A 19,433-nucleotide genomic window follows, 5' to 3' on the forward strand; every position below is an offset into this window, starting at 1 on the left:
CTGCTGAAGATGAACAACCCTTTTCTCGCCCCCACCGCCGCTGAACCGCAAAAGTTGAACGGTGGTATCAGTCGTCGCCACTTTGTTCAAGGCCTCGCCGGTGCCAGCATACTCGTTCCCGTCTCGGCCTCGGCAATCAACCAAGCGGCTGAGGCGCTGGTTGAGGAACGCGATAAAGACCCGTGGCTCACCCTCGGGCTGGTACAGCAGTTAGTGTTACCCAACGATGGTAATGGCCCCGGCGCCAGCGAGATCAACGCCCTGGCTTATCTGCGCGCAGTCAGCGAACAGCCCCAGTTAGATACCGATTCAAAAGCCTTTATTTTCAATGGCGTTAACTGGGTCAACGACGTTGCCATGCAATCTCATCAACAACATTTCTCGGCACTCAACAACGAGCAACAGCGTCTATTACTCACCACGGTTGCCAAGTCTAGGGCGGGGGAGAACTGGCTATCAATGCACGTCCGCTATCTGTTTGAGGCCTTGTTGTCGTCACCGGGCTATGGCTCGAATATCGATCAAATAGGCTGGCAGTGGCTACAACACAGCGGCGGTTTCCCGCAGCCGTCAGAGCAAAAACTATGGTTTAACTTGGAGCGCCGTAGCTAATGACCAAGACGATACAAACAGAACAATCCTTCGATGCCATCATCATTGGCAGCGGTGCCGGTGCCGGCCCGGTTGCCCTTCGTCTGAGTGAACAGGGTAAGAAAGTCTTGGTGTTAGAAAAAGGCCCCTGGTATAGCGAGGATGACTATTTCAAAGATGAGATGGCAGCGACCCGACGCAGCGTCTATACGCCACAATTAAAAAACGAGTTTCACAGCTTGGAAGAGGAATACACTGACGGCAGTTGGCGCAGTGAAACTACCAAGCAGTCTGGCTGGAGTTTTTGGAACGGCAATACCGTCGGCGGTTCCTCCAATTTCATGAGCGGATTTTTCTATCGGTTAAAACCCACTGACTTTCGATTAAAGACTGAGTATGGCGCCATCGACGGCGCCAACGTGGTCGACTGGCCCATCGACTACCAGGAGATGGAACCCTATTACGCCATGGCCGAGCATCGTGTTGGTATCAGCGGCAAGGTGGCTGAACACCGTTTCTTAGAGCCACGTTCTGAGGCCGACTTCCCCATTCCCCCAACCGCTGAACACGCCATCAGCGGCTGGTTTGACAGCAGTTGTCAGCAGCTAGGCTTCACCCCGCTGCGCACCGCTCGGGCGGTATTATCGGTGCCGCAGGAACATCGTAAGAGCTGTGAATATGCGGGCTACTGCGGCAGTTATGGCTGTGCCACCGGCGCCAAGGGTAGCGCCAGAGCGGCACTGTTAGACCCGGCAGTAGCAACGGGGAACTGCGAAATAAGACCGCACAGCAAGGTTTTTAAAATCGCCACCGACAGCAAGGGTGAGGCTCAAGGCGTGCATTATTACGATCGCCGTGGCAACGAACAAATTGCCTATGCCGAAATCTATGTGGTGGCCTGTCAGGCCATTGAGTCTGCCCGTTTACTGCTGTTATCAACCGGGGAAAAACACCCTGACGGCCTCGGCAACAACAGTGGCCAGGTGGGAAAAAACTTGCTGTTCTCCGCCGGCGGCGTCGGCCACGGCGATTTCCATTATGACCAACTCGAACAGAACAAAGCCGAGCAACTGAAAGTGATAGGCCCCTTTGTTAACCGCGGTTTGCAGGACTGGTATCAGATTGACGACAAACAGTTTGGCAGCAAGGCCAAGGGCGGCACCATCGATTTCTTGTTTGCCCATCCCAATGCCATCTCCCGCGCCAATCGCATTCGTTTCGATGATAACAACAGCCTGCGCTGGGGCAGCGAGTTAAAAACGGCGTTGCACGACAGCTTTACTCAATCCCGCACCTTCGATTTTGAAGTGTTTAATGATTGGCTGCCCACGGATAATTGCTATGTTGATCTCGATCGCGACAACACCGACCAATGGGGGCAGCCGGTGGCCAAGGTGAGACTGGGTTATCATCCCCACGATTTGAAGGTAGGCGAATATTTATCGCAGCAGGGCGAGAAGGTCTTAACGCAGATGGGGGCGCAGAATGTGCGCTCCAGTGTCAGTGGCTCACCGCCGGCTAACCTTCAGGCCGGCGGTTGCCGCTTCGGTGACGACCCCGCCACCTCGGTACTCGACCGGGACTGTCGCGTCCACGACTGCGGTAATGTCTTCGTCAGCGATGGCAGCTTTATGCCGACTGGCGGCAGCGTGCCTTATACCTGGACGATATACGCCAATGCCTTTCGCGTCGCCGACATTATCGGCAAGCAGCTCGGGTAACCTTAATGCTTAGATGAACGATTGTTATACATTGGGCCGGGGTAACCATGGGGCGGCCTGCAGCTCGCTGGCCAGAAGATGACAAAGAATCAATGTGACTTTACAGTCGTAAAGCATTATTGATAGAGGTCAATAAAAACTTAGCGGAGCCCTCCATGTCACACAGCGTAAAGAGTCACATCACCCGAGAAGTCATTACCAACGGTGTCACCAACAGCTTTTTTAACGGTGTCATTGCCTGGATGCTACTCAAAGAGATTGAGACGATTACCCTGTGGCAGGAACACAGTATTGCCATCGACATGGCCGCCACCGCCGCCATTTTACTGTTTATTCTGACGGTGATTATCATCCCTCTTAACCGCAGCAAGCTGCGTAAGGGCAAAATCATCGCCGCCGAGTGGAACCCGGCCAGCCGCCTACACCGCATCTTAATGAGGTTCCCGCAGAAGCTGTGGCAGCAGGGTTTGATGTTCGCCCTCTGCGGCATCGTCCTCGTCGCGCCGATATCTGTCCTGCCCTTTATGCTAACCGGTATTACCGAGATGACCGGCAGCCAATACGCCATCGTCAAAGGCGTCTGGGCCGGTTTAATGGCAGCGATCATGGTGATTCCGATGATTATCCTGGCACTGGCACCGGCGGATAATAAGCCCACGCTGGCCAGCGCTTAAGACGGCATCGAATCATCCAGCTGCAGCGCCGCTGTCGGGCAATCCAGCATGGCGGCGATGGCCGCAATGAGTTCTTGCTCTGGCGCGGTGATGATACCGTCGTTCAGGGCACAGGCTTTCATCCCCTTGATTAAGCGCGGCTTGAGTAACGGGTAGCAGTTAACCAGTCGGTTGGCCGCCTTGATAAAGCCCTCCATGGAAAAACTCGCCAGCGGCTGCAGTTCAATATTATACAAGCCGGCAGTATTGGCACCGCGCTGAAAAGCCGCCTCTACTGCCTCGTCGCCGCTCTGGTCATTGCCCTCGTCACCGTTCACCTTGTCGCGACCAAAGTGCGCCAGCGCCGATAACAGCACGGTATATTCCTCGGCCACCTCGTTCACTTTTTTATAACGGGGCCGACTCTGCCGCGGACGAGAAAATTCACCGGCCATATAGTGGCTGACCAACTGAAACAGACACCATTCCAGCAGGGTGTATTCACCATCGCTGCGAATCATCAACAGCATCGCCTTGTTAAAGGCCCGGTATTGGTTTTCAGACAAACACTTTAATGCCGGCATGGCCCTGTCGATCAGCGCCAAACGCTGCACATCGGCGGTCTCATCCAACCACTGTTTAAACTGCAGGCTCTGCAGCGACAAGCCCTGCATGCCGGTATCGGTAATGATTTTCAGCTGACGCTGCTGTAACACCTGCTCACTATCGAGCAGTAAGGCAAACACCAGGGCACAGGCGCCGAAGGGCTCGCTCAGCTGCCGCCGCAGGCTGGCCAACTCTGTTGACTCGCGCTGGCCCTCGACCGTGTCGTGAGCTGCAGTGCTGGCCGCCGACACCGAACTCAGCACCGACGCGGCAGTCGCCGCCCCAACGACGGTGGCCAGTGGATCCGCAGATGGCGGCGCAACGGCATCTGGCTGCTCAACGGCGGGCTTGGGGCGGAGGTATTGACCGTCCCAGTCTGGCTGTATCTGTTGAATGCGTTGATCCAACGGCGGATGGGTGGCAAACATGCCCCGCGCCCTGGCCAGTGCCTGACCAAAGAACAGATGGCTGGCCTGCTCGGCATTAGGGCTGTCGACACTGGCGCCCTGACCGTGGCCGGCAATAATTTTCAGCGCATCGGCAATGCCATCGGGGTTGCGGGTAAACTGTACCGCCGAGGCATCGGCCAGGAACTCTCGCTGACGGCTGACCGCCGCTTTTATCATGCCGCCGAAAAAACGCCCCAGCCAACCAATAACAATAAATAATAGGCCGATCTGAGCGCCCTTGTTATCGGAGTCACTGCGGCTGCTCGAATGGTAGTGACGACGACTGTGATAGCCCCGACGGTGGCGGCGGTAGCGACCATAGACCATCGATTCGCCGATCATGCCGATGAATAAAATACCGTGTAGCAGCGCGATCAGGCGGATATTCAGCCGCATATCACCGTTTAAGATATGACTGAACTCATGGGCAATCACCCCCTGTAGCTGGTCGCGGTCGAACAGTTGTAAGGCGCCGTCGGTAATGCCGATGACCGCATCGGCCGGGGTGTTGCCGGCGGCAAAGGCGTTGACCCCCGGCTCATCGGCCAACAGGTATACCGCCGGCACCGGCATATTCGCCGCCAGCGCCATCTCCTCGACCACATTGAGCAGTTGTTGATGGCCATGGTTGTCACTGTTGGGCGCAACGCGTTGGCCACCAAGGGATTCGGCCACCGCCTTGCCGCCACTGCCAAGCTGAAGCCATTTATAGACAATGGCGCAGGCAATCACTCCGACCACCAACAGGCTGATCTTGCCGAAGCTTTGCCAGTTGATGTAATCGATGACGCTGACACTGCCCTGAGTTTGGCCAAGCAACATACCAAAGATCAGCGCGACGCCAATATTGGTGAGTACAATCAGGCAGGTCACCGCCACTAAAAATAGCAGTACCAGCCGCCCCGTTTGTCGACGGGCTTGGTCTTGTTGACTAAAAAAATCCATAACAACGTTTTTTTAAAAGGAGACTTTAGGCGCAACTTTAATCGCCTCGGCATCATCAAACTCTAACAGCTTGGCATCGGTCGGGTGACCAAACTTTGCCGCCAGCACAATCTGTGGGAACGACTGGCGATAACTGTTAAAGCTCATCACCGCATCATTAAAACCCTGGCGGGCAAAGGCGACACGGTTTTCGGTGCTGGTGAGCTCTTCCGTCAGCTGCATCATGTTTTGATTGGCTTTTAAATCCGGGTAAGCCTCCATCACCACATTGAGCTTGCCCATGGCAGACTGTAACGCGCCTTCGGCACCGGCCAAGCCTCCGAGAGCCGATGGGTTTGAAGGGTCTGCTGCCGCCGCTTTTAACATCGATGACGCCTCGTTTCTGGCCGAGATTACCGCCTCTAATGTGTCACGTTCGTGGCTCATATAAGCCTTGGCGGTTTCAACCAAATTAGGAATTAAATCGTAGCGACGCTTGAGCTGTACATCGATCTGAGCAAAGGCGTTTTGGTAGCGATTTTTATAGGTCACCAGCGCATTAAAAATACTGACCAGGTAAAACGCCAGTGCGGCAATAATGACCAATACTACGATTGTCGTGACACTCATAATCTCTTCCCATTCCATTAGTGGCGCTGTGTAGCGCTTGATTGCTCCAGCATAATCCATTCATCATAAGATAACAGTGACGGCGATAATACTTTTTTGAACAAAAAAAACGGCGAATAATCGCCGTTTTTTTTTATCGTACTAGTGCCGAAACTTACAGCGCGTTTTTGATCCGCAGGCCGTAGTCCTCGTCGGCGCGCTGATACTGCGCAATCATGCGCTGCTGTACCGACTCTGTTGCCTGTGACAAACCACCGACAATATTGCCAATCAACTGCTGTTTTTGTGACTCGCTCATTAACCGATACAAATCACCCGCCTGACTGTAGTAATCCTCTTCGCTCTGGTCGTGATAACCAATCCAAGCGTCTTCTAATACCGGCATAGGTGGAGCCATCACGGTTGCATCCGGTACCGGACTGCCAGCCTCAGCTTGATCGTTAGGATAGAAGTTAACCCGCTCATCCTGATTAGCACCGTTCGAATATGGACAGGTGCCGGCGAAGGCGCCATCACGCTGATAGTGATTCACCGGGCACTTTGGCGCATTGACCGGAATATTATTGACGTTGGCGCCGACACGAAAGCGATGCGCATCCTGATAGGCCAATAATCGTCCCTGCAGCATTTTATCCGGCGACACACCGATGCCGGGCACTAAGTTGCTGGGGGCAAAGGCGGCCTGCTCGGTTTCGGCAAAATAGTTATTCACATTTTCATTGAGCTCGAGCTGGCCGACCTCGACCAACGGGTAATCGCTGTGCGGCCACACCTTGGTGAGATCAAACGGGTTGATTCCGTAATGTTTGGCATCGGCATCGGGCATGATTTGCAGCTTTACAGCCCAGCTCGGGAAGTCACCGCTGTCGATGGCCTCGACAAGGTCTTGCTGGGCACCGTGGGCAGGACGCTGAGCGGCCTCTGCATCGGTCAGGGTTTGAATGCCCTGGTTGGTCTTTAAGTGCCACTTTACCCAAAAGCGCTCACCCTCGGCATTGTAAAAGCTCAGTGTGTGCGAGCCAAAGCCATGCATATGACGCAGTGAGGCCGGGATGCCGCGGTCGCTCATCAAAATAGTCGACTGATGTAATGACTGCGGGTGACTGGCCCAGAACTCAAACATTCTTGCCGGATTGGGCAGGTTGGTGCGCGGGTCTTTCTTCTGCGAGTGGACAAAATCCGGGAATTTAATCGGGTCGTTTAAGAAGAACACCGGCGTGTTATTCCCCACCAGGTCGAAGTTGCCCTGCTCGGTATAAAACTTAACGGCGAAGCCACGGGGGTCACGGGCATAATCGCTGGAGTCCTGGCCGCCACCGACGGTCGAGAAGCGGACGAAGACTCGCGTCTTTTTACCCACGTCCTGTAAAAAATCGGCAAGGGTAAGATCGGATAAGTCTTTGCTTAATACAAACGAACCGTAAGCGCCAGTACCTCGCGCATGGACCACTCGCTCGGGGAGTCGCTCGCGGTTGAAGTGGGCCAGTTTTTCAAATAAGTAATGGTTGTCATAGGTTAACGGCCCTCGCTTGCCGACGCTGATGCTGTTGTTGTCGTCTGCCACTGGGGCGCCATTGGCACTGGTTAATATTGTTTTCATTGTTCGTCCCCTTTGATGGTGGAGTGTGAGACCGGCCATTGCCGATCTCTTTAACTGCCCCCATCATAGGAAAAACACATCGATTGTTGAAATCGATTGACCCTATAGAAACGATAGATATTGCCTATTGAATGCTTTATGGCTGCTGTTTCGTCGCCGCCAACACAATCTCGCGAATACAGACATTCTGCGGCTGCTGATAGGCATAAACCGCAGCCGAGGCAATGTCATCGGCGGCCAAAACACCCCCCATACCAGTCTTCCAATCCTCGTAGCCACTCTTAATCGACTCTGAGGTGGTGTGCGACAGCAGCTCGGTTTCTACAGCCCCTGGGGCGATAGTGATTACTCGCACATTATCGGCGGCCACTTCCTCGCGGAGGTTTTCGCTGATCGCGTGGACGGCAAATTTAGTGCCGCAGTATGCGGCATGATCACCAAAGGTCTTGCGACCAGCCACCGAACTGATATTGATGATGGTGCCGCTGTTACGGGCCTTCATCTTGCTCAGCACCGCCTGCATGCCATTGAGCAGACCGACCACGTTAACGTCAAACATCTGTTGCCACTCAGCAGGTTGCTGCTGATCGAGCTGGCCCAGTAACATCACACCGGCATTATTAATCATTAAATCGACATCGCCGTATTGCGCTTCAGCCTTGGCAATGGCGGCATCGACGGCGGCTCTGTCGGTGACATCCACCCCCTCACACAGGGCATTTTCCAAGCCCAGCTGCTGCAGCTTTTCAACCCGGCGAGCCAACAGCAATAACGGGTGACCCAAAGCACTAAACTGCTGTGCCATGGCGGCACCAATACCTGAGCTTGCACCGGTAATAACGATAAGTTTCTTCATGATCATTCTCTCTGTCTGTTGGTGTAATACGAGGGCTTAAGCTCGAATTGTTGACTGACAGTATAGGTAGAACCGAATAGTTGATATATGGCCTACAATCAACATCACTGTTACGCTATAAGCAACAATTTACGGAATAGGTCTACCCATGGAACGCCAACTGCCGCTGGCCGATATTCGCGCCTTTGTCACCATTGCTCAGTGCGGCAGCTTTACCAAGGCGGCCGAACAGCTATCGGTCTCCAGAGCTCACTTATCGCGCCAACTCAATCAGCTCGAGGCCAACCTCGGTGCTCAGTTACTGGTACGCACCACCCGTAGCCAGCGCTTAACCGCCGTCGGTCAACGCTTTTATCAACGCTGCCAACGCAGCTTGCAGGATATAGAACAGGCGATTGATACGGTGTTTGAAGACAGCGAACAATTAGCCGGCGACATTGCCATCAACTGTGTCGGTGGCGTCATTGGTGAAAATATCGTGGCCTCGCTGCTGGCCCAATTTCAACAGCAATACCCCGACATTCGGCTGTCACTCGACTTAACCAGCCCCCGCGTCGACCTGATCAATCAAGAGGTCGACCTGGTGATTCGCATGGGAGCCCTGCAAGACTCCTCACTGATTGCCAGAAAACTGTGCGACATTGAAATCACCTGCGTTGCCAGCCCGCAGTACTTAGCCCAGGCCGCCGTGCTGACATCTCCGGCACAGCTTGACCAGCACCGCTGTATCACCGGCACGGTAAAGCAGTGGCGTTTTTACCATCAAAAAAAAACAGAAAAACAAGAGGTCACCTTAACGCCGGTATTCGAGTGTAAAAATGGCAACGCTATGATTGCCGCGGCCCTTCAGCACCTCGGTATTATCCGGCTGCCTAAACCGCACTGCCAACGCGAAATTGATGACGGCCAATTGGTTGAAGTCTTTGATGATTGGCATATTCAATCGGTGCCACTGTATTTACTGTATTCACAAAAACACTATCAACCGCTGCGATTACAGCGGCTGATCGATTTTCTGTGTCACGAATTCCAGCAACCTAATACTTGATCAAGCCTTTGAGAAAGACAAAATCGCCCTCGGCCCTGTTGGTGGTATCGAACTCATGCAGCCATTTTAATTCAGTGGTCAGTGCCCACTGGTTGTTCAATTGATGGTCGAAGGAAACAACCGGCCCGGCACCGGCAGTCATACTTTTATAATCACCATAAATGGCCGCATCACCACTGTCTTTTTCCACCTGTTCATACCAATAGCCCGTCACCCCCAAACCGAGCGTGCCATCCCAAACATCGAGGTGTTTAATATACGATGATTCCAGATGCACCTGGGTGCCAGTCTGGTAATCGGTGTCCATATTTTTCTTATTGAAGTCAGCACCGAGGTAGACATCAAACTCGTTGCCGGTGTGCGGGTTAAGATAGATAAAACCGATAGTCGGTTCGACCGTCCAATAATTTTTACCGACATTCGCCACCTTGCCCTCTTCAAAATCACCGGTGGGCACGTAAATGGCAAAGCGTAGATCGGTACTCCACAGGCTGCCCGAGGCGTAAACCATGTGCACCGGAATAAAGATAACATCGCCTAAGCCGGAGTCTGAATCCTTGTATCGCCGGCTGGTGCCGTCACCATTATTCTTCACATCGGCCTCGATATCTAATGAGACATACGGCAGTATGGCCTCTATCGAATAGCTCCAAGGGCCATCGCCACCCCAGTCGGGGCGCCACCCCAACCCCAGATCCACACGTTCCATGGTACGGTCGACATTGGAGACGGTATAACCAAGATTACTAAAGCCGGCCATCGGCACGGCAATGTTCTGGGTATTTTCGCCACTGTAATAAATACCGTTAACGCGGACAGTAAACGCTGTCGCCTCGGACCCCTTATCCACGGCCGAGGCAATCAGGCCCGGCACATAGTGCCCCGTGCCGGCCTCCTCTGCCAGCAATGGTGAGGTGGTGGATAACATCGCGGTTGTTGACACGATTGCTGCAGCAATAAATTTCATCAAAACACCCTCCGCTGAGTTCAAACCAATACAGAAAATGCTGCCATTCAGCGGACCAGCATTCCTGGCGAGATAGCTGTTTTCATCCATCGAAAAAATGTGACGGACGTCACATAAAAACAGTGCTAGAAGCTGATTATAGTCAGCCGACAAGCCTTGCCACGCTGTTTTCTACAATCTACGACAATTGTCTTATCAGTATTTTTTGGCTGTATTCTTTCGGCACTGTTCAGCGACTACGTCATTTGACGTAGTCAGGTGGGGTGTCTGTCGCATGGTGTATCTGGCCCGGTTAGTCATAATAAATCACAGAGAAAGTCGAACATGATCAACGGCTTCAATATTGACTGGCAAACCCACGATGAAGGAAAAGAACTGTGAAAATTAAAACAATAGTCTCAGGCATTGCACTGAGCTTAAGCGCCACGATGATGTCGGCTGCAATGGCGGCAGATACGATTAAAGTCGGTGTCCTGCACTCACTTTCTGGCACCATGGCCATCAGTGAAACCACACTGAAAGACACCGTGCTAATGATGATTGAAGAACAAAACAAAAAAGGCGGTCTACTGGGCATGCAGCTGGAGCCGGTGGTGGTTGACCCCGCCTCAAACTGGCCACTGTTTGCCGAAAAAACCCGTGAACTACTGACCCAAGAACAGGTAGATGTGATCTTCGGCTGCTGGACATCGGTATCGCGTAAATCTGCCCTGCCAGTCTTAGAAGAGCTTAACGGCCTGATGTTTTACCCTGTTCAGTATGAGGGCGAAGAGTCTTCTAATAATGTTTTCTACACCGGCGCAGCACCTAATCAGCAGGCCATTCCCGCCGTTGACTATTTGATGAATGACCTAGAAGTACAGCGTTGGGTATTAGCTGGTACGGACTATGTCTACCCGCGTACCACTAACAAGATTCTCGAGTCTTACTTAATCGCCAAAGGTGTTGCCCCGGAAGATATCATGGTTAACTACACCCCTTTTGGTCACTCTGATTGGCAGAGTATTGTTGCCGATGTGAAGAAGTTTGGCGGCGCGGGTAAGAAGACTGCCGTGGTTTCAACGATTAATGGCGATGCTAACGTGCCGTTTTACAAGGAACTGGCCAACCAGGGTATTTCAGCTGAGGACATTCCTGTTATTGCCTTCTCTGTCGGTGAAGAAGAGCTTTCTGGTATCGATGCCAAGCCATTGGTGGGTCATTTAGCCGCCTGGAACTACTTCCAATCAGTTGAGAGCGATGCCAACGACGAGTTCATCGAGCAGTGGAAATCTTTCACCAAAGATCCTAAGCGCGTGACTAACGACCCGATGGAGGCGACCTATATCGGCTTCAACATGTGGGCTAAGGCAGTAGAAAAAGCCGGCACCGCCGATGTCGATGCGGTCAAGGCTGCGATGATTGGTATGCAGACACCCAACCTAACAGGCGGTGTTGCTGTGATGAATAAGAACCACCACCTATCGAAGCCAGTAGTTATCGGTGAGATTCAGCAGGACGGTCAGTTCGAGGTTGTCTGGGAAACGGAAGAGCTGGTTGTCGGCGATGCTTGGTCGAACTATCTCGACGGTTCTAAAGATCTGATCTCAGATTGGACAGCACCAATCAACTGCGGTAACTACAACGAAAAAACCAAGACCTGTTCTGGTCAGTAATACTCATTGTTTGCTCCACCCAATGAGTTGCTGTCAGGTAGCGATATCGCCGCCTGACAGCCTCTAGCATGTTCAAGCGATTTTTCTTATTCACCACGCAAGCGGGGAGGTAAACTGTGATGCGTGTTTCGACGTTTGTATTCACTTTCATACTCGGCATACTCGTGCAGTTCAACATAGCCAACAGCGCTATGGCACAGAGCCAACAGATTTTTCCATCAACGATTACCAGCAGCGAGCAAGGCTTGTTGCAACAGCTGACCACGGCGAAACTGAAACAGACGTCAACCCTGGTCGAGCAATTATCAGGCAACGACAATATTGCCTTGCTGCCACTGTACCAAACCCTATTAGAGGGCAAACTCTATTATGTCAAAGCTACCGGGCAGCTGCTTCACAGCGAAAAAACAAGCAGTGGTGAGCGACTTAATCACGATGTTTTTACCGCCGCTGCGGTGACCGGCCTCGACAAAAAATCGATCAAGAAAATTCGCGTCAATAACAGCCTGCGCAAGCAACTGCGTACAGTTATCGCCAAGGCGACACTGCTGGGCAGCGATGTCAATCTTCGTCTAAGCGCCGCGACAGCCATACTCAACGATGTCAATAACGGTAATATTGCCCTGATAAAACAGGCAAAAACCAGCGAGACCAACAGCGACATTATCGACTTGCTTGACGTTGCCATTGCTATTCACACCCTCGACAACGAGATCGATGAGACCACGTTGATCGCTACCATCGACAGCTTATCGGGCAGCGTGCAGCCGGCAGCTCGCAATCAGTTAGTAGCCGTTAGAGACAATCAAGACAAAGCGCAATATAACGAGGCCGTACAAAATGCTGCCGCCGCAGCACTGCAAACCATCGACAAAGAAATTGAGTTCTACGCCTTTATAGAAAAGCTGTTCTTTGGTCTCAGCCTAGGTTCTGTGCTGCTGCTGGCCGCTATCGGGTTGGCCATTACCTTCGGCGTCATGGGGGTGATCAATATGGCCCATGGCGAGATGATTATGCTCGGCGCCTACACCACGTATGTGATTCAGCTCATCATGCCAAATTTTATCGAATACTCACTGTGGTTTGCCGTCCCCGCGGCCTTTTTAGTCTCGGCCAGTGTCGGTGTATTAATCCAAAAAACCGTGATTCGCCACCTCCATGGTCGCCCATTAGAAACCCTATTAGCCACCTTTGGTATCAGTTTGATCCTACAACAGACCGTGCGCACTATTTTCTCGCCACTCAATAGACAGGTTGTGTCACCGGAGTGGATGAGCGGCTCGCTGGCTATCAATCCTGTTTTTTCGCTAACCTATAACCGCCTCTATATTATCGCCTTCGCCCTGCTGGTCTTTATGGCGCTGTTATTTATTTTGAAAAAAACCAATCTTGGTTTGCATGTGCGTGCGGTTTCGCAAAACCGCGACATGGCCAAGTCGATGGGAATAAAAACAGAGCGTGTTGACGCCATGACGTTTGGCCTGGGTTCTGGTGTTGCCGGCGTTGCCGGTGTTGCTCTCAGCCAGCTGACCAATGTCGGACCCAACCTCGGCCAGTCTTATATAATCGACTCTTTCATGGTGGTGGTGTTCGGTGGTGTTGGCAATTTACTGGGCACTTTAATTGCGGCCTTCTCCCTCGGTGTTACCAATAAATTCCTGGAACCGCTGACCGGTGCGGTGCTGGCCAACATCTTAGTCTTGATATTTATTATCTTGTTTATTCAAAAACGTCCAAAGGGATTATTTCCTCAGAAAGGGAGAGCGGCAGAATGAGTTCATTATTATCCAAGGCTGCTGCATTTCGCTTCTCTGAAGGCGGCGTGGCCATGTTTGTCGGCGTATTGTTCGTCACCACCTTACTGGCCGCCGCAGCCAACCTACTGTTACCACCTGAGTCACCACTGCACGTTAGCACCTATACTATTACTCTACTGGGCAAGTATCTGTGCTATGCCCTGCTGGCCCTCGCCGTTGATATCGTCTGGGGCTACTGTGGCATTTTGAGTCTGGGTCACTGCGCATTTTTCGCCCTCGGCGGCTATGGCATGGGAATGTATCTGATGCGTCAGATCGGCGACCGCGGCGTCTATGGCAACCCAGAACTACCTGATTTCATGGTGTTCTTAAACTGGGATTCGATTCCCTGGTATTGGCAGGGCATGGATCAATTCTGGTTCGCCATGATCATCGTGTTAGCCATACCGGCCATACTGGCCTTCGTCTTCGGCTGGTTGGCATTTCGTTCAAAAGTCACCGGTGTCTATCTGTCGATTATGACGCAGGCGCTGACCTATGCCTTGATGCTGGCCTTCTTCCGTAACGAGATGGGCTTTGGTGGCAACAATGGTTTAACCGATTTCAAGGATATTCTTGGCTTTAACCTACAATCTGACAGGACCCGTGTCAGTCTGTTTGTGATCACCGCCACCCTATTAGCGCTCGCCTATGTATGCAGCCAATTTATTATGCGCTCGAAGCTCGGACGGATTGTTGTTGCCATACGCGACAGCGAATCACGCTCACGCTTTATCGGTTATAAGACCGAGAGCTATAAGGTTTGGTTGTTTGTTTACTCCTCGCTGCTCGCCGCCGCCGCCGGTGCGCTTTATGTACCACAGGTAGGCATTATAAACCCCGGCGAGTTTTCACCGCTTAACTCAATCGAGGTCGTTGTCTGGGTTGCCGTCGGCGGCAGAGGCACGCTGTATGGCGCGGTTATTGGCGCTATTCTGGTCAACTATGCCAAGACCCGCTTTACCGCCATTATGCCGGAGGCCTGGCTGTTTGCCCTCGGGGCACTGTTTGTCTGGGTAACCGTCTTTTTGCCCAAGGGAATTGCCGGCTTCTGCGAAGAAAAATACGCCGCCTTTAAACAGCGTAAAGGCTTTAACCAGGAGGTCACCTCATGAAAATTAGCAATCTGGCTCACCGAGAAACCTGGCAACGTGATCAAGTGTGGCCCTATTTACAGCCGAAGGAGCCAATCATTGATATTTCAAAAAACATGTTGCTCTATGTCGAAGACTTATCGGTTAGCTTCGATGGTTTCAAGGCCTTAAACAATCTCAACCTCTATATCGAGGCGGGCGAACTCCGTTGTTTAATCGGCGCTAACGGCGCTGGTAAAACCACGTTAATGGACGTTATTACCGGCAAGACCACGCCGGATGCCGGCAGCGTCTATTTTGGTCAAACCCACAATCTGTTAGATAAATCTGAACCCGAGATAGCCCAATTAGGCATCGGCCGAAAGTTTCAAAAACCGACGGTTTTCGAGGCGCAAACCGTTTTTCAAAATTTAGAGTTATCACTCAAAACCAACAAGGGGATTTGGTACTCTCTCTTTACCCAGCTCTCCAAGGGTGAGATTGGCCGCATTAAAGAAGTACTCAATACCATTGGTCTTTACAATGCTCGCAACCAACTCGCTGGCGCCCTTTCTCATGGTCAAAAACAATGGTTGGAAATCGGTATGTTACTGGCATCAGAGCCACAACTATTGCTGATCGACGAACCTGTTGCCGGTATGACCGCACAGGAAACAGAGCGTACGGCAGAGCTGCTGACCTCGCTGGCAGGCGACCACACCGTGGTAGTGGTCGAACACGATATGGAGTTTGTTCGCAGTATCGCCCGCACGGTAACTGTTCTTCATCAGGGCAGCGTGTTGGCTGAAGGGTCGATGGATCAGGTGCAAAACAACCCGGATGTTATCGAAGTCTATTTAGGGGAAGAGGCATGATTACCTTTAACAATATAAACCAGCTGTATGGCGGCACCCAAATTTTATGGGATTTAAACCTGCACATAAAACCCGGCGAATGCACCTGTATTATGGGACGAAACGGCGTCGGCAAGACCACGCTACTCAAAAGTTTGATGGGATTATTGCCGATCAACAGCGGTGAAATCTTATTCGAGGGCCAGTCGATAGAAAACATGGATGCCGAGCAGCGTGCTTATATGGGGATCGGCTACGTGCCACAGGGGCGTGATATTTTCCCCCTGTTAACCGTTGAGGAAAACCTCCGTATTGGCCTGCCCTGCCGCAAGGACAAGGCCAAGAAGGTACCCGAGAGAATCTTCGAATTGTTCCCGGTACTCAAGGATATGTTGCACCGCCGCGGCGGTGATTTATCCGGAGGACAGCAACAGCAACTGGCCATCGCCCGGGCGTTAGTCATCGAGCCCAAGGTATTAATTCTCGATGAGCCCAATGAGGGTATTCAGCCCAACATTGTCAAACAGATTGGCGATGTTATTTTAAAACTTAATGAGGAAGACGGCCTGACGGTTATTTTGATCGAGCAAAAACTCGGCTTTGCCCGCCGTGTCGGCAAGGAGTTCAGACTGATGGAAAAGGGGCGGATCGTCGCCAGCGACAAGATGGAAAATCTTACCGAAGAGTTGATTAAGCAACATTTATCGGTCTAAGCCTGCCCGCCGAATAAGCGGCATTGACGCTGTGACTACAGCGCCAATGCCGACTGTAAATGCTCGACAAAGGCGCGGGCTCGGGCCGACATGCGAGACTCATTGTCCATCACTAAATATTGTCCCTGGCTGGCGGCCACGACCTCATCTGACAACCGCACCAGCTGACCGTTTTGTAACTCCTCTGCCACCTCAATCGTCTCCACTAGGGCGATCCCCATACCGGCACGAACCGCACTCATTACCTGATAAGACTCAGGGAAGGTCACATTGGCGACGGCCTCGCCCTCGACACCGGTATGCGCCAGCCAACGACGCCATACCTGATGTCTATCGTGCAGCAGCGGGTAACGTAAGACATCGGCAGGCTGCTCTATCGGCGACGATGACTGCAATAAACTCGGACAGCACACCGGAAAATAATTCTCATGAAATAGGCGCTGGCAAACACGAGTTGTCACCTCCGGCTGGCCATAGCAGATGGCGACATCGACATCGGCCGGTATCTGTCGTTGGCCGGGTGTAATATTCTGTATCTGTAATTCGATCTCTGGGTACTTGAGCTGAAAGCCCTGTAGTAATCGCACCAACCAGCCGACACAAATACTCGGTGTGGCGGCGATAACTAATGCCCCAGTCATTGATTCCGGGTTGAGGTAATAACTGGCATCGACAATTTTATCGAAGGCTGAACGCACACCCACCTGAAACCGCTTACCCGCCGAGGTTAATTGCAGACGGTTATGCTGGCGATCAAACAGCGCCACTCCCAAACGCTGCTCCAGCTGTTTCACCTGTCGGCTGACCGCGCCGTGAGTCACTCCCAGTTCCTCGGCAGCACGGCGCATATTGCTGTGACGGGCGACAACCTCGAAGGCACGGAGGGCATTAAGGGGTAATTCTCGGCGACTCAGTATCATAAACAGCCTCTATGGTGAGTTTATATCACCATTATGGTCTAAATTTATCAGTTGCGGTGAATTTATCAGAGTGTAGTCTGGGCTGGCAATGATTAATCCTCTCCGCAGAGACTCTATAATAAGCATCAACGCTTTCATCTATTTGGCCTAAGCAGGACCATGACCATGACCAATATCATCTACCCCACCACCAACCTACTCCATACCGAACAGATGGTGGTCTCCCACGGCGAGGGTATTTACGTCTACGACAAGGCCGGCAAGCAATACCTCGAAGGCATGGCCGGTCTGTGGTGTACCTCACTCGGTTACGGCAACAAAGAATTGATTGAAACCAGCACCCAGCAGATGGAGAAGCTGACCTTCAGCCACATGTTTGGTGGCAAGACCCATCAACCCGGTATGGATCTGGCGGACAAACTGGCCGAGATGGTACCGGTCACCGACGCCAAAATATTTTTTGGTAACTCCGGCAGCGATGCCAACGACACCCATATTAAACTGCTGCGCTATTACTTTAACGCCATCGGCCAGCCACAGAAGCAAAAGATTATTACCCGTGAACGGGCTTATCACGGCGTCACTGTCGCCGCTGGCTCGCTGACCAGTCTGCCGGCCAACCTGCAACACTTTGATGCACCGTTAGATGCGCTGGGTATTTTGCGCACTGATCACCCGCACTATTTTTCTGGCCACCTTCCCGGTGAGAGCGAGGCGGAGTTTGTCACTCGTATCACCGACAACCTCGAGCAACTGATCATTCGCGAGGGTGCAGACACCATTGCCGCCTTTATTGCCGAGCCTATTACCGGTGCCAGCGGCGTTATCGTGCCACCTGAAGGCTATTATCAGAAAGTGCAGGAGGTTCTCAATCGCCACGGTATTTTATTCTGGACCGACGAGGTTATCACCGGCTTTGGCCGTACCGGCAACGACTTTGGCTGCACCACCATGGGCATCGAAAAGCCCGACATGATGACGTTTGCCAAACAGCTGTCGTCAGCCTACTTCCCCATCAGCGCTTCGGTAATCCGTGGCGATATTTATGAGGCGATGCGTGAGCAGAGCAACAACGTCGGCGTCTTTGGCCACGGCTATACCTACAGCGGCCACCCCGTGGGCTGTGCCATTGCACTGAAGACCATGGAAATTTATCAGCGCGACAATATCTTTTCTCAGGCCGCCGACACCGGCGCCTACCTACAACAAAAGCTGGCCACATTGAGACAGCACCCAATGGTGGCCGAGGTTCGCGGCAAAGGCCTGATCGCCGCCGTCGAACTCTGTGCCGATGCCGCCGCCAGCAAAAACACCAAGCTTGGTGAGTTAACCAATATCGCCGCCGCCAACTGTCAGGCCAATGGCTTAATCCTGCGCCCTGTGGCTGGCAACAGCATTGCAATCTGCCCACCGCTGATTATCACCACGGCGCAGATCGACGAGCTGGTCGATAAACTAACCCTTAGCCTCAATCAGCTCTAAACAAAAATGACCGATCTTTAAACGCCCTTGCCGATGACCGACAAGGGCTTTTTTATGCTTTCAAAAAATTAAAAGCTCACACTGGCACCGATTTCAAAACTGCTCTCAGCACTGATCGGCTGACCGGGCGTCACCCGATGCGGGCCATAGGTATAACTAACATAAGGCTGGAGCCACTTGGTTTGATAACTGGCCACCAATTCATGACTGGTAACATTATCATTTTTGTAATTTGTTGCTCCTGCTAATAAGCGGTCGTGTCGCAGCGTATAGTTGGTCTCAATCGACGGTGTCAGGCTGTAGCTGGCGCCGATAGCATTCTTCCACTCACGGCTGTATAAATCGAATATTGGCAAATCTAGCAAAAAAGTATCGTCGCGCCACTCATGTGAGATGTCGGCAAACAGTATTATTTTGGGTGTCAAAGCAATGCCGGCAAAGCTGCCCAGGGTTTTAATATCGATATTATCGGCCTTGCCATAACTGACATAGGGCTCAATATAAAACTGGCTGACGACGAAACCGTAGCCGGCACCAACTTCGAGGTAGCCAGTATTATCAATATCGAAGGAAAAGCGCATCTCCTCCGTGGCCTGAATATTGACCGAGAAAGTGGCGATATAATCATCGGAATTTTCTGATTTCGACACATTAAAGCCAAAGTCTGGCGAGGCATCGTGTGTTGTTTTCGATAGTTTCTGAGTCTGCTGATTCGATACGACCAACGGGTTAAAATCATCGTCTTGGTCAGCCGATACTACGGTAGAAATAATCAACAGCAGTGAGAAAATTATTTTCTTTGGTTTTAACTTTACAACGGTGAATAATGACATCAATCCATTCTCTCATCATCAGCAATAGTGGGCACAGAATGTGCACATGACATTTGCGCGGT

Annotated in this window: 17 protein-coding genes; 10 read left to right on the forward strand and 7 right to left on the reverse strand. The window is 52.1% G+C overall.

The genetic code is table 11. The features are described from left to right. Positions 1-9 precede the first annotated feature (9 nt). From L9P87_RS07110 to L9P87_RS07120, 3 genes are all read left to right on the forward strand, one after another. Positions 10-612: a gluconate 2-dehydrogenase subunit 3 family protein gene (locus L9P87_RS07110; RefSeq protein ID WP_237443983.1), complete on the forward strand. Its 603-nt coding sequence runs from the start codon at positions 10-12 to the stop codon at positions 610-612. Further along, on the forward strand, positions 612-2,312 hold the full coding sequence (locus tag L9P87_RS07115) for a GMC family oxidoreductase (protein ID WP_237443984.1): 1,701 nt from the start codon (positions 612-614) through the stop codon (positions 2,310-2,312). Before L9P87_RS07110 ends, L9P87_RS07115 begins: the two co-directional genes overlap by 1 nt. Before the next feature lie 155 nt (positions 2,313-2,467). Further along, entirely contained in the window at positions 2,468-2,986 is a 519-nt protein-coding gene (locus L9P87_RS07120) for a hypothetical protein (protein WP_237443985.1), read from the forward strand. On the opposite strand, the gene L9P87_RS07125 is transcribed toward L9P87_RS07120, so the two are convergent. The 4 genes from L9P87_RS07125 to L9P87_RS07140 all read right to left on the reverse strand — a co-directional run bounded on the left by L9P87_RS07125 (position 2,983) and on the right by L9P87_RS07140 (position 8,030). After that, positions 2,983-4,965, reverse strand: a complete 1,983-nt coding sequence (locus L9P87_RS07125; RefSeq protein ID WP_237443986.1) for a M48 family metallopeptidase — start codon at positions 4,963-4,965, stop codon at positions 2,983-2,985. The two genes, L9P87_RS07120 and L9P87_RS07125, sit on opposite strands and share 4 nt — an antisense overlap. Positions 4,966-4,977: 12 nt before the next feature. Next, positions 4,978-5,574 carry a LemA family protein gene (locus L9P87_RS07130; RefSeq protein ID WP_237443987.1) on the reverse strand — a complete coding sequence of 199 codons (597 nt, stop codon included), beginning with the start codon at positions 5,572-5,574 and terminating at the stop codon, positions 4,978-4,980. Between the two features lie 154 nt (positions 5,575-5,728). Next, entirely contained in the window at positions 5,729-7,174 is a 1,446-nt protein-coding gene (locus tag L9P87_RS07135) for a catalase (RefSeq protein ID WP_237443988.1), read from the reverse strand. Positions 7,175-7,310: 136 nt separating this feature from the next. Then, positions 7,311-8,030, reverse strand: coding sequence for an SDR family oxidoreductase (locus tag L9P87_RS07140; protein ID WP_237443989.1), 720 nt, complete (start codon positions 8,028-8,030; stop codon positions 7,311-7,313). Positions 8,031-8,178: 148 nt separating this feature from the next. Between L9P87_RS07140 and L9P87_RS07145 the strand changes: the two genes are divergently transcribed. Further along, positions 8,179-9,078: a LysR family transcriptional regulator gene (locus L9P87_RS07145; protein ID WP_237443990.1), complete on the forward strand. Its 900-nt coding sequence runs from the start codon at positions 8,179-8,181 to the stop codon at positions 9,076-9,078. Here the strand turns inward: L9P87_RS07145 and L9P87_RS07150 are convergent. Further along, positions 9,068-10,045, reverse strand: coding sequence for a SphA family protein (locus tag L9P87_RS07150; protein ID WP_237443991.1), 978 nt, complete (start codon positions 10,043-10,045; stop codon positions 9,068-9,070). The genes L9P87_RS07145 and L9P87_RS07150 overlap by 11 nt on opposite strands. 428 nt (positions 10,046-10,473) lie before the next feature. Between L9P87_RS07150 and urtA the strand changes: the two genes are divergently transcribed. From urtA to urtE, 5 genes are all read left to right on the forward strand, one after another. Further along, positions 10,474-11,700, forward strand: coding sequence for an urea ABC transporter substrate-binding protein (urtA, locus tag L9P87_RS07155; protein WP_237444384.1), 1,227 nt, complete (start codon positions 10,474-10,476; stop codon positions 11,698-11,700). Positions 11,701-11,819: 119 nt separating this feature from the next. Beyond that, the gene (gene urtB / locus L9P87_RS07160) at positions 11,820-13,475 is read left to right on the forward strand and encodes an urea ABC transporter permease subunit UrtB (RefSeq protein ID WP_237443992.1); all 1,656 of its coding nucleotides are present in this window, start codon (positions 11,820-11,822) and stop codon (positions 13,473-13,475) included. A 53-nt stretch (positions 13,476-13,528) separates the two neighbouring features. After that, complete coding sequence (urtC, locus tag L9P87_RS07165) at positions 13,529-14,611, forward strand: urea ABC transporter permease subunit UrtC (protein ID WP_237444385.1); 1,083 nt, start codon at positions 13,529-13,531, stop codon at positions 14,609-14,611. A gap of 95 nt (positions 14,612-14,706) precedes the next feature. Next, positions 14,707-15,444 carry an urea ABC transporter ATP-binding protein UrtD gene (urtD, locus tag L9P87_RS07170; protein WP_237444386.1) on the forward strand — a complete coding sequence of 246 codons (738 nt, stop codon included), beginning with the start codon at positions 14,707-14,709 and terminating at the stop codon, positions 15,442-15,444. Further along, positions 15,441-16,136, forward strand: coding sequence for an urea ABC transporter ATP-binding subunit UrtE (gene urtE / locus L9P87_RS07175; RefSeq protein WP_237443993.1), 696 nt, complete (start codon positions 15,441-15,443; stop codon positions 16,134-16,136). Before urtD ends, urtE begins: the two co-directional genes overlap by 4 nt. Before the next feature lie 35 nt (positions 16,137-16,171). Here urtE and L9P87_RS07180 read toward each other — a convergent pair whose 3' ends face one another. After that, positions 16,172-17,056, reverse strand: a complete 885-nt coding sequence (locus L9P87_RS07180) for a LysR substrate-binding domain-containing protein (protein ID WP_237443994.1) — start codon at positions 17,054-17,056, stop codon at positions 16,172-16,174. Between the two features lie 165 nt (positions 17,057-17,221). On the opposite strand from L9P87_RS07180, the gene L9P87_RS07185 reads away from it, so the two are divergent. After that, the gene (locus L9P87_RS07185) at positions 17,222-18,538 is read left to right on the forward strand and encodes an aminotransferase (protein ID WP_237443995.1); all 1,317 of its coding nucleotides are present in this window, start codon (positions 17,222-17,224) and stop codon (positions 18,536-18,538) included. Between the two features lie 68 nt (positions 18,539-18,606). On the opposite strand, the gene L9P87_RS07190 is transcribed toward L9P87_RS07185, so the two are convergent. Continuing rightward, positions 18,607-19,371, reverse strand: coding sequence for a hypothetical protein (locus L9P87_RS07190; RefSeq protein WP_237443996.1), 765 nt, complete (start codon positions 19,369-19,371; stop codon positions 18,607-18,609). Positions 19,372-19,433: the final 62 nt, after the last annotated feature.

This window comes from Sinobacterium norvegicum (assembly GCF_923077115.1).
Lineage (GTDB): Bacteria > Pseudomonadota > Gammaproteobacteria > Pseudomonadales > Sinobacteriaceae > Sinobacterium > Sinobacterium norvegicum.

Bases quoted from the DNA above. Each gene is read 5' to 3' on its own strand.
- L9P87_RS07125 (WP_237443986.1), bottom strand. From the start codon at position 4,965: ATGGATTTTTTTAGTCAACAAGACCAAGCCCGTCGACAAACGGGGCGG.
- L9P87_RS07115 (WP_237443984.1), top strand. From the start codon at position 612: ATGACCAAGACGATACAAACAGAACAATCCTTCGATGCCATCATCATT.
- L9P87_RS07140 (WP_237443989.1), bottom strand. From the start codon at position 8,030: ATGAAGAAACTTATCGTTATTACCGGTGCAAGCTCAGGTATTGGTGCC.
- L9P87_RS07135 (WP_237443988.1), bottom strand. From the start codon at position 7,174: ATGAAAACAATATTAACCAGTGCCAATGGCGCCCCAGTGGCAGACGAC.
- L9P87_RS07120 (WP_237443985.1), top strand. From the start codon at position 2,468: ATGTCACACAGCGTAAAGAGTCACATCACCCGAGAAGTCATTACCAAC.
- urtE (WP_237443993.1), top strand. From the start codon at position 15,441: ATGATTACCTTTAACAATATAAACCAGCTGTATGGCGGCACCCAAATT.
- L9P87_RS07110 (WP_237443983.1), top strand. From the start codon at position 10: ATGAACAACCCTTTTCTCGCCCCCACCGCCGCTGAACCGCAAAAGTTG.
- L9P87_RS07190 (WP_237443996.1), bottom strand. From the start codon at position 19,371: ATGTCATTATTCACCGTTGTAAAGTTAAAACCAAAGAAAATAATTTTC.
- L9P87_RS07130 (WP_237443987.1), bottom strand. From the start codon at position 5,574: ATGAGTGTCACGACAATCGTAGTATTGGTCATTATTGCCGCACTGGCG.
- L9P87_RS07180 (WP_237443994.1), bottom strand. From the start codon at position 17,056: ATGATACTGAGTCGCCGAGAATTACCCCTTAATGCCCTCCGTGCCTTC.
- urtA (WP_237444384.1), top strand. From the start codon at position 10,474: ATGATGTCGGCTGCAATGGCGGCAGATACGATTAAAGTCGGTGTCCTG.
- L9P87_RS07150 (WP_237443991.1), bottom strand. From the start codon at position 10,045: ATGAAATTTATTGCTGCAGCAATCGTGTCAACAACCGCGATGTTATCC.
- L9P87_RS07145 (WP_237443990.1), top strand. From the start codon at position 8,179: ATGGAACGCCAACTGCCGCTGGCCGATATTCGCGCCTTTGTCACCATT.
- urtB (WP_237443992.1), top strand. From the start codon at position 11,820: ATGCGTGTTTCGACGTTTGTATTCACTTTCATACTCGGCATACTCGTG.
- urtD (WP_237444386.1), top strand. From the start codon at position 14,707: ATGTTGCTCTATGTCGAAGACTTATCGGTTAGCTTCGATGGTTTCAAG.
- L9P87_RS07185 (WP_237443995.1), top strand. From the start codon at position 17,222: ATGACCAATATCATCTACCCCACCACCAACCTACTCCATACCGAACAG.
- urtC (WP_237444385.1), top strand. From the start codon at position 13,529: ATGTTTGTCGGCGTATTGTTCGTCACCACCTTACTGGCCGCCGCAGCC.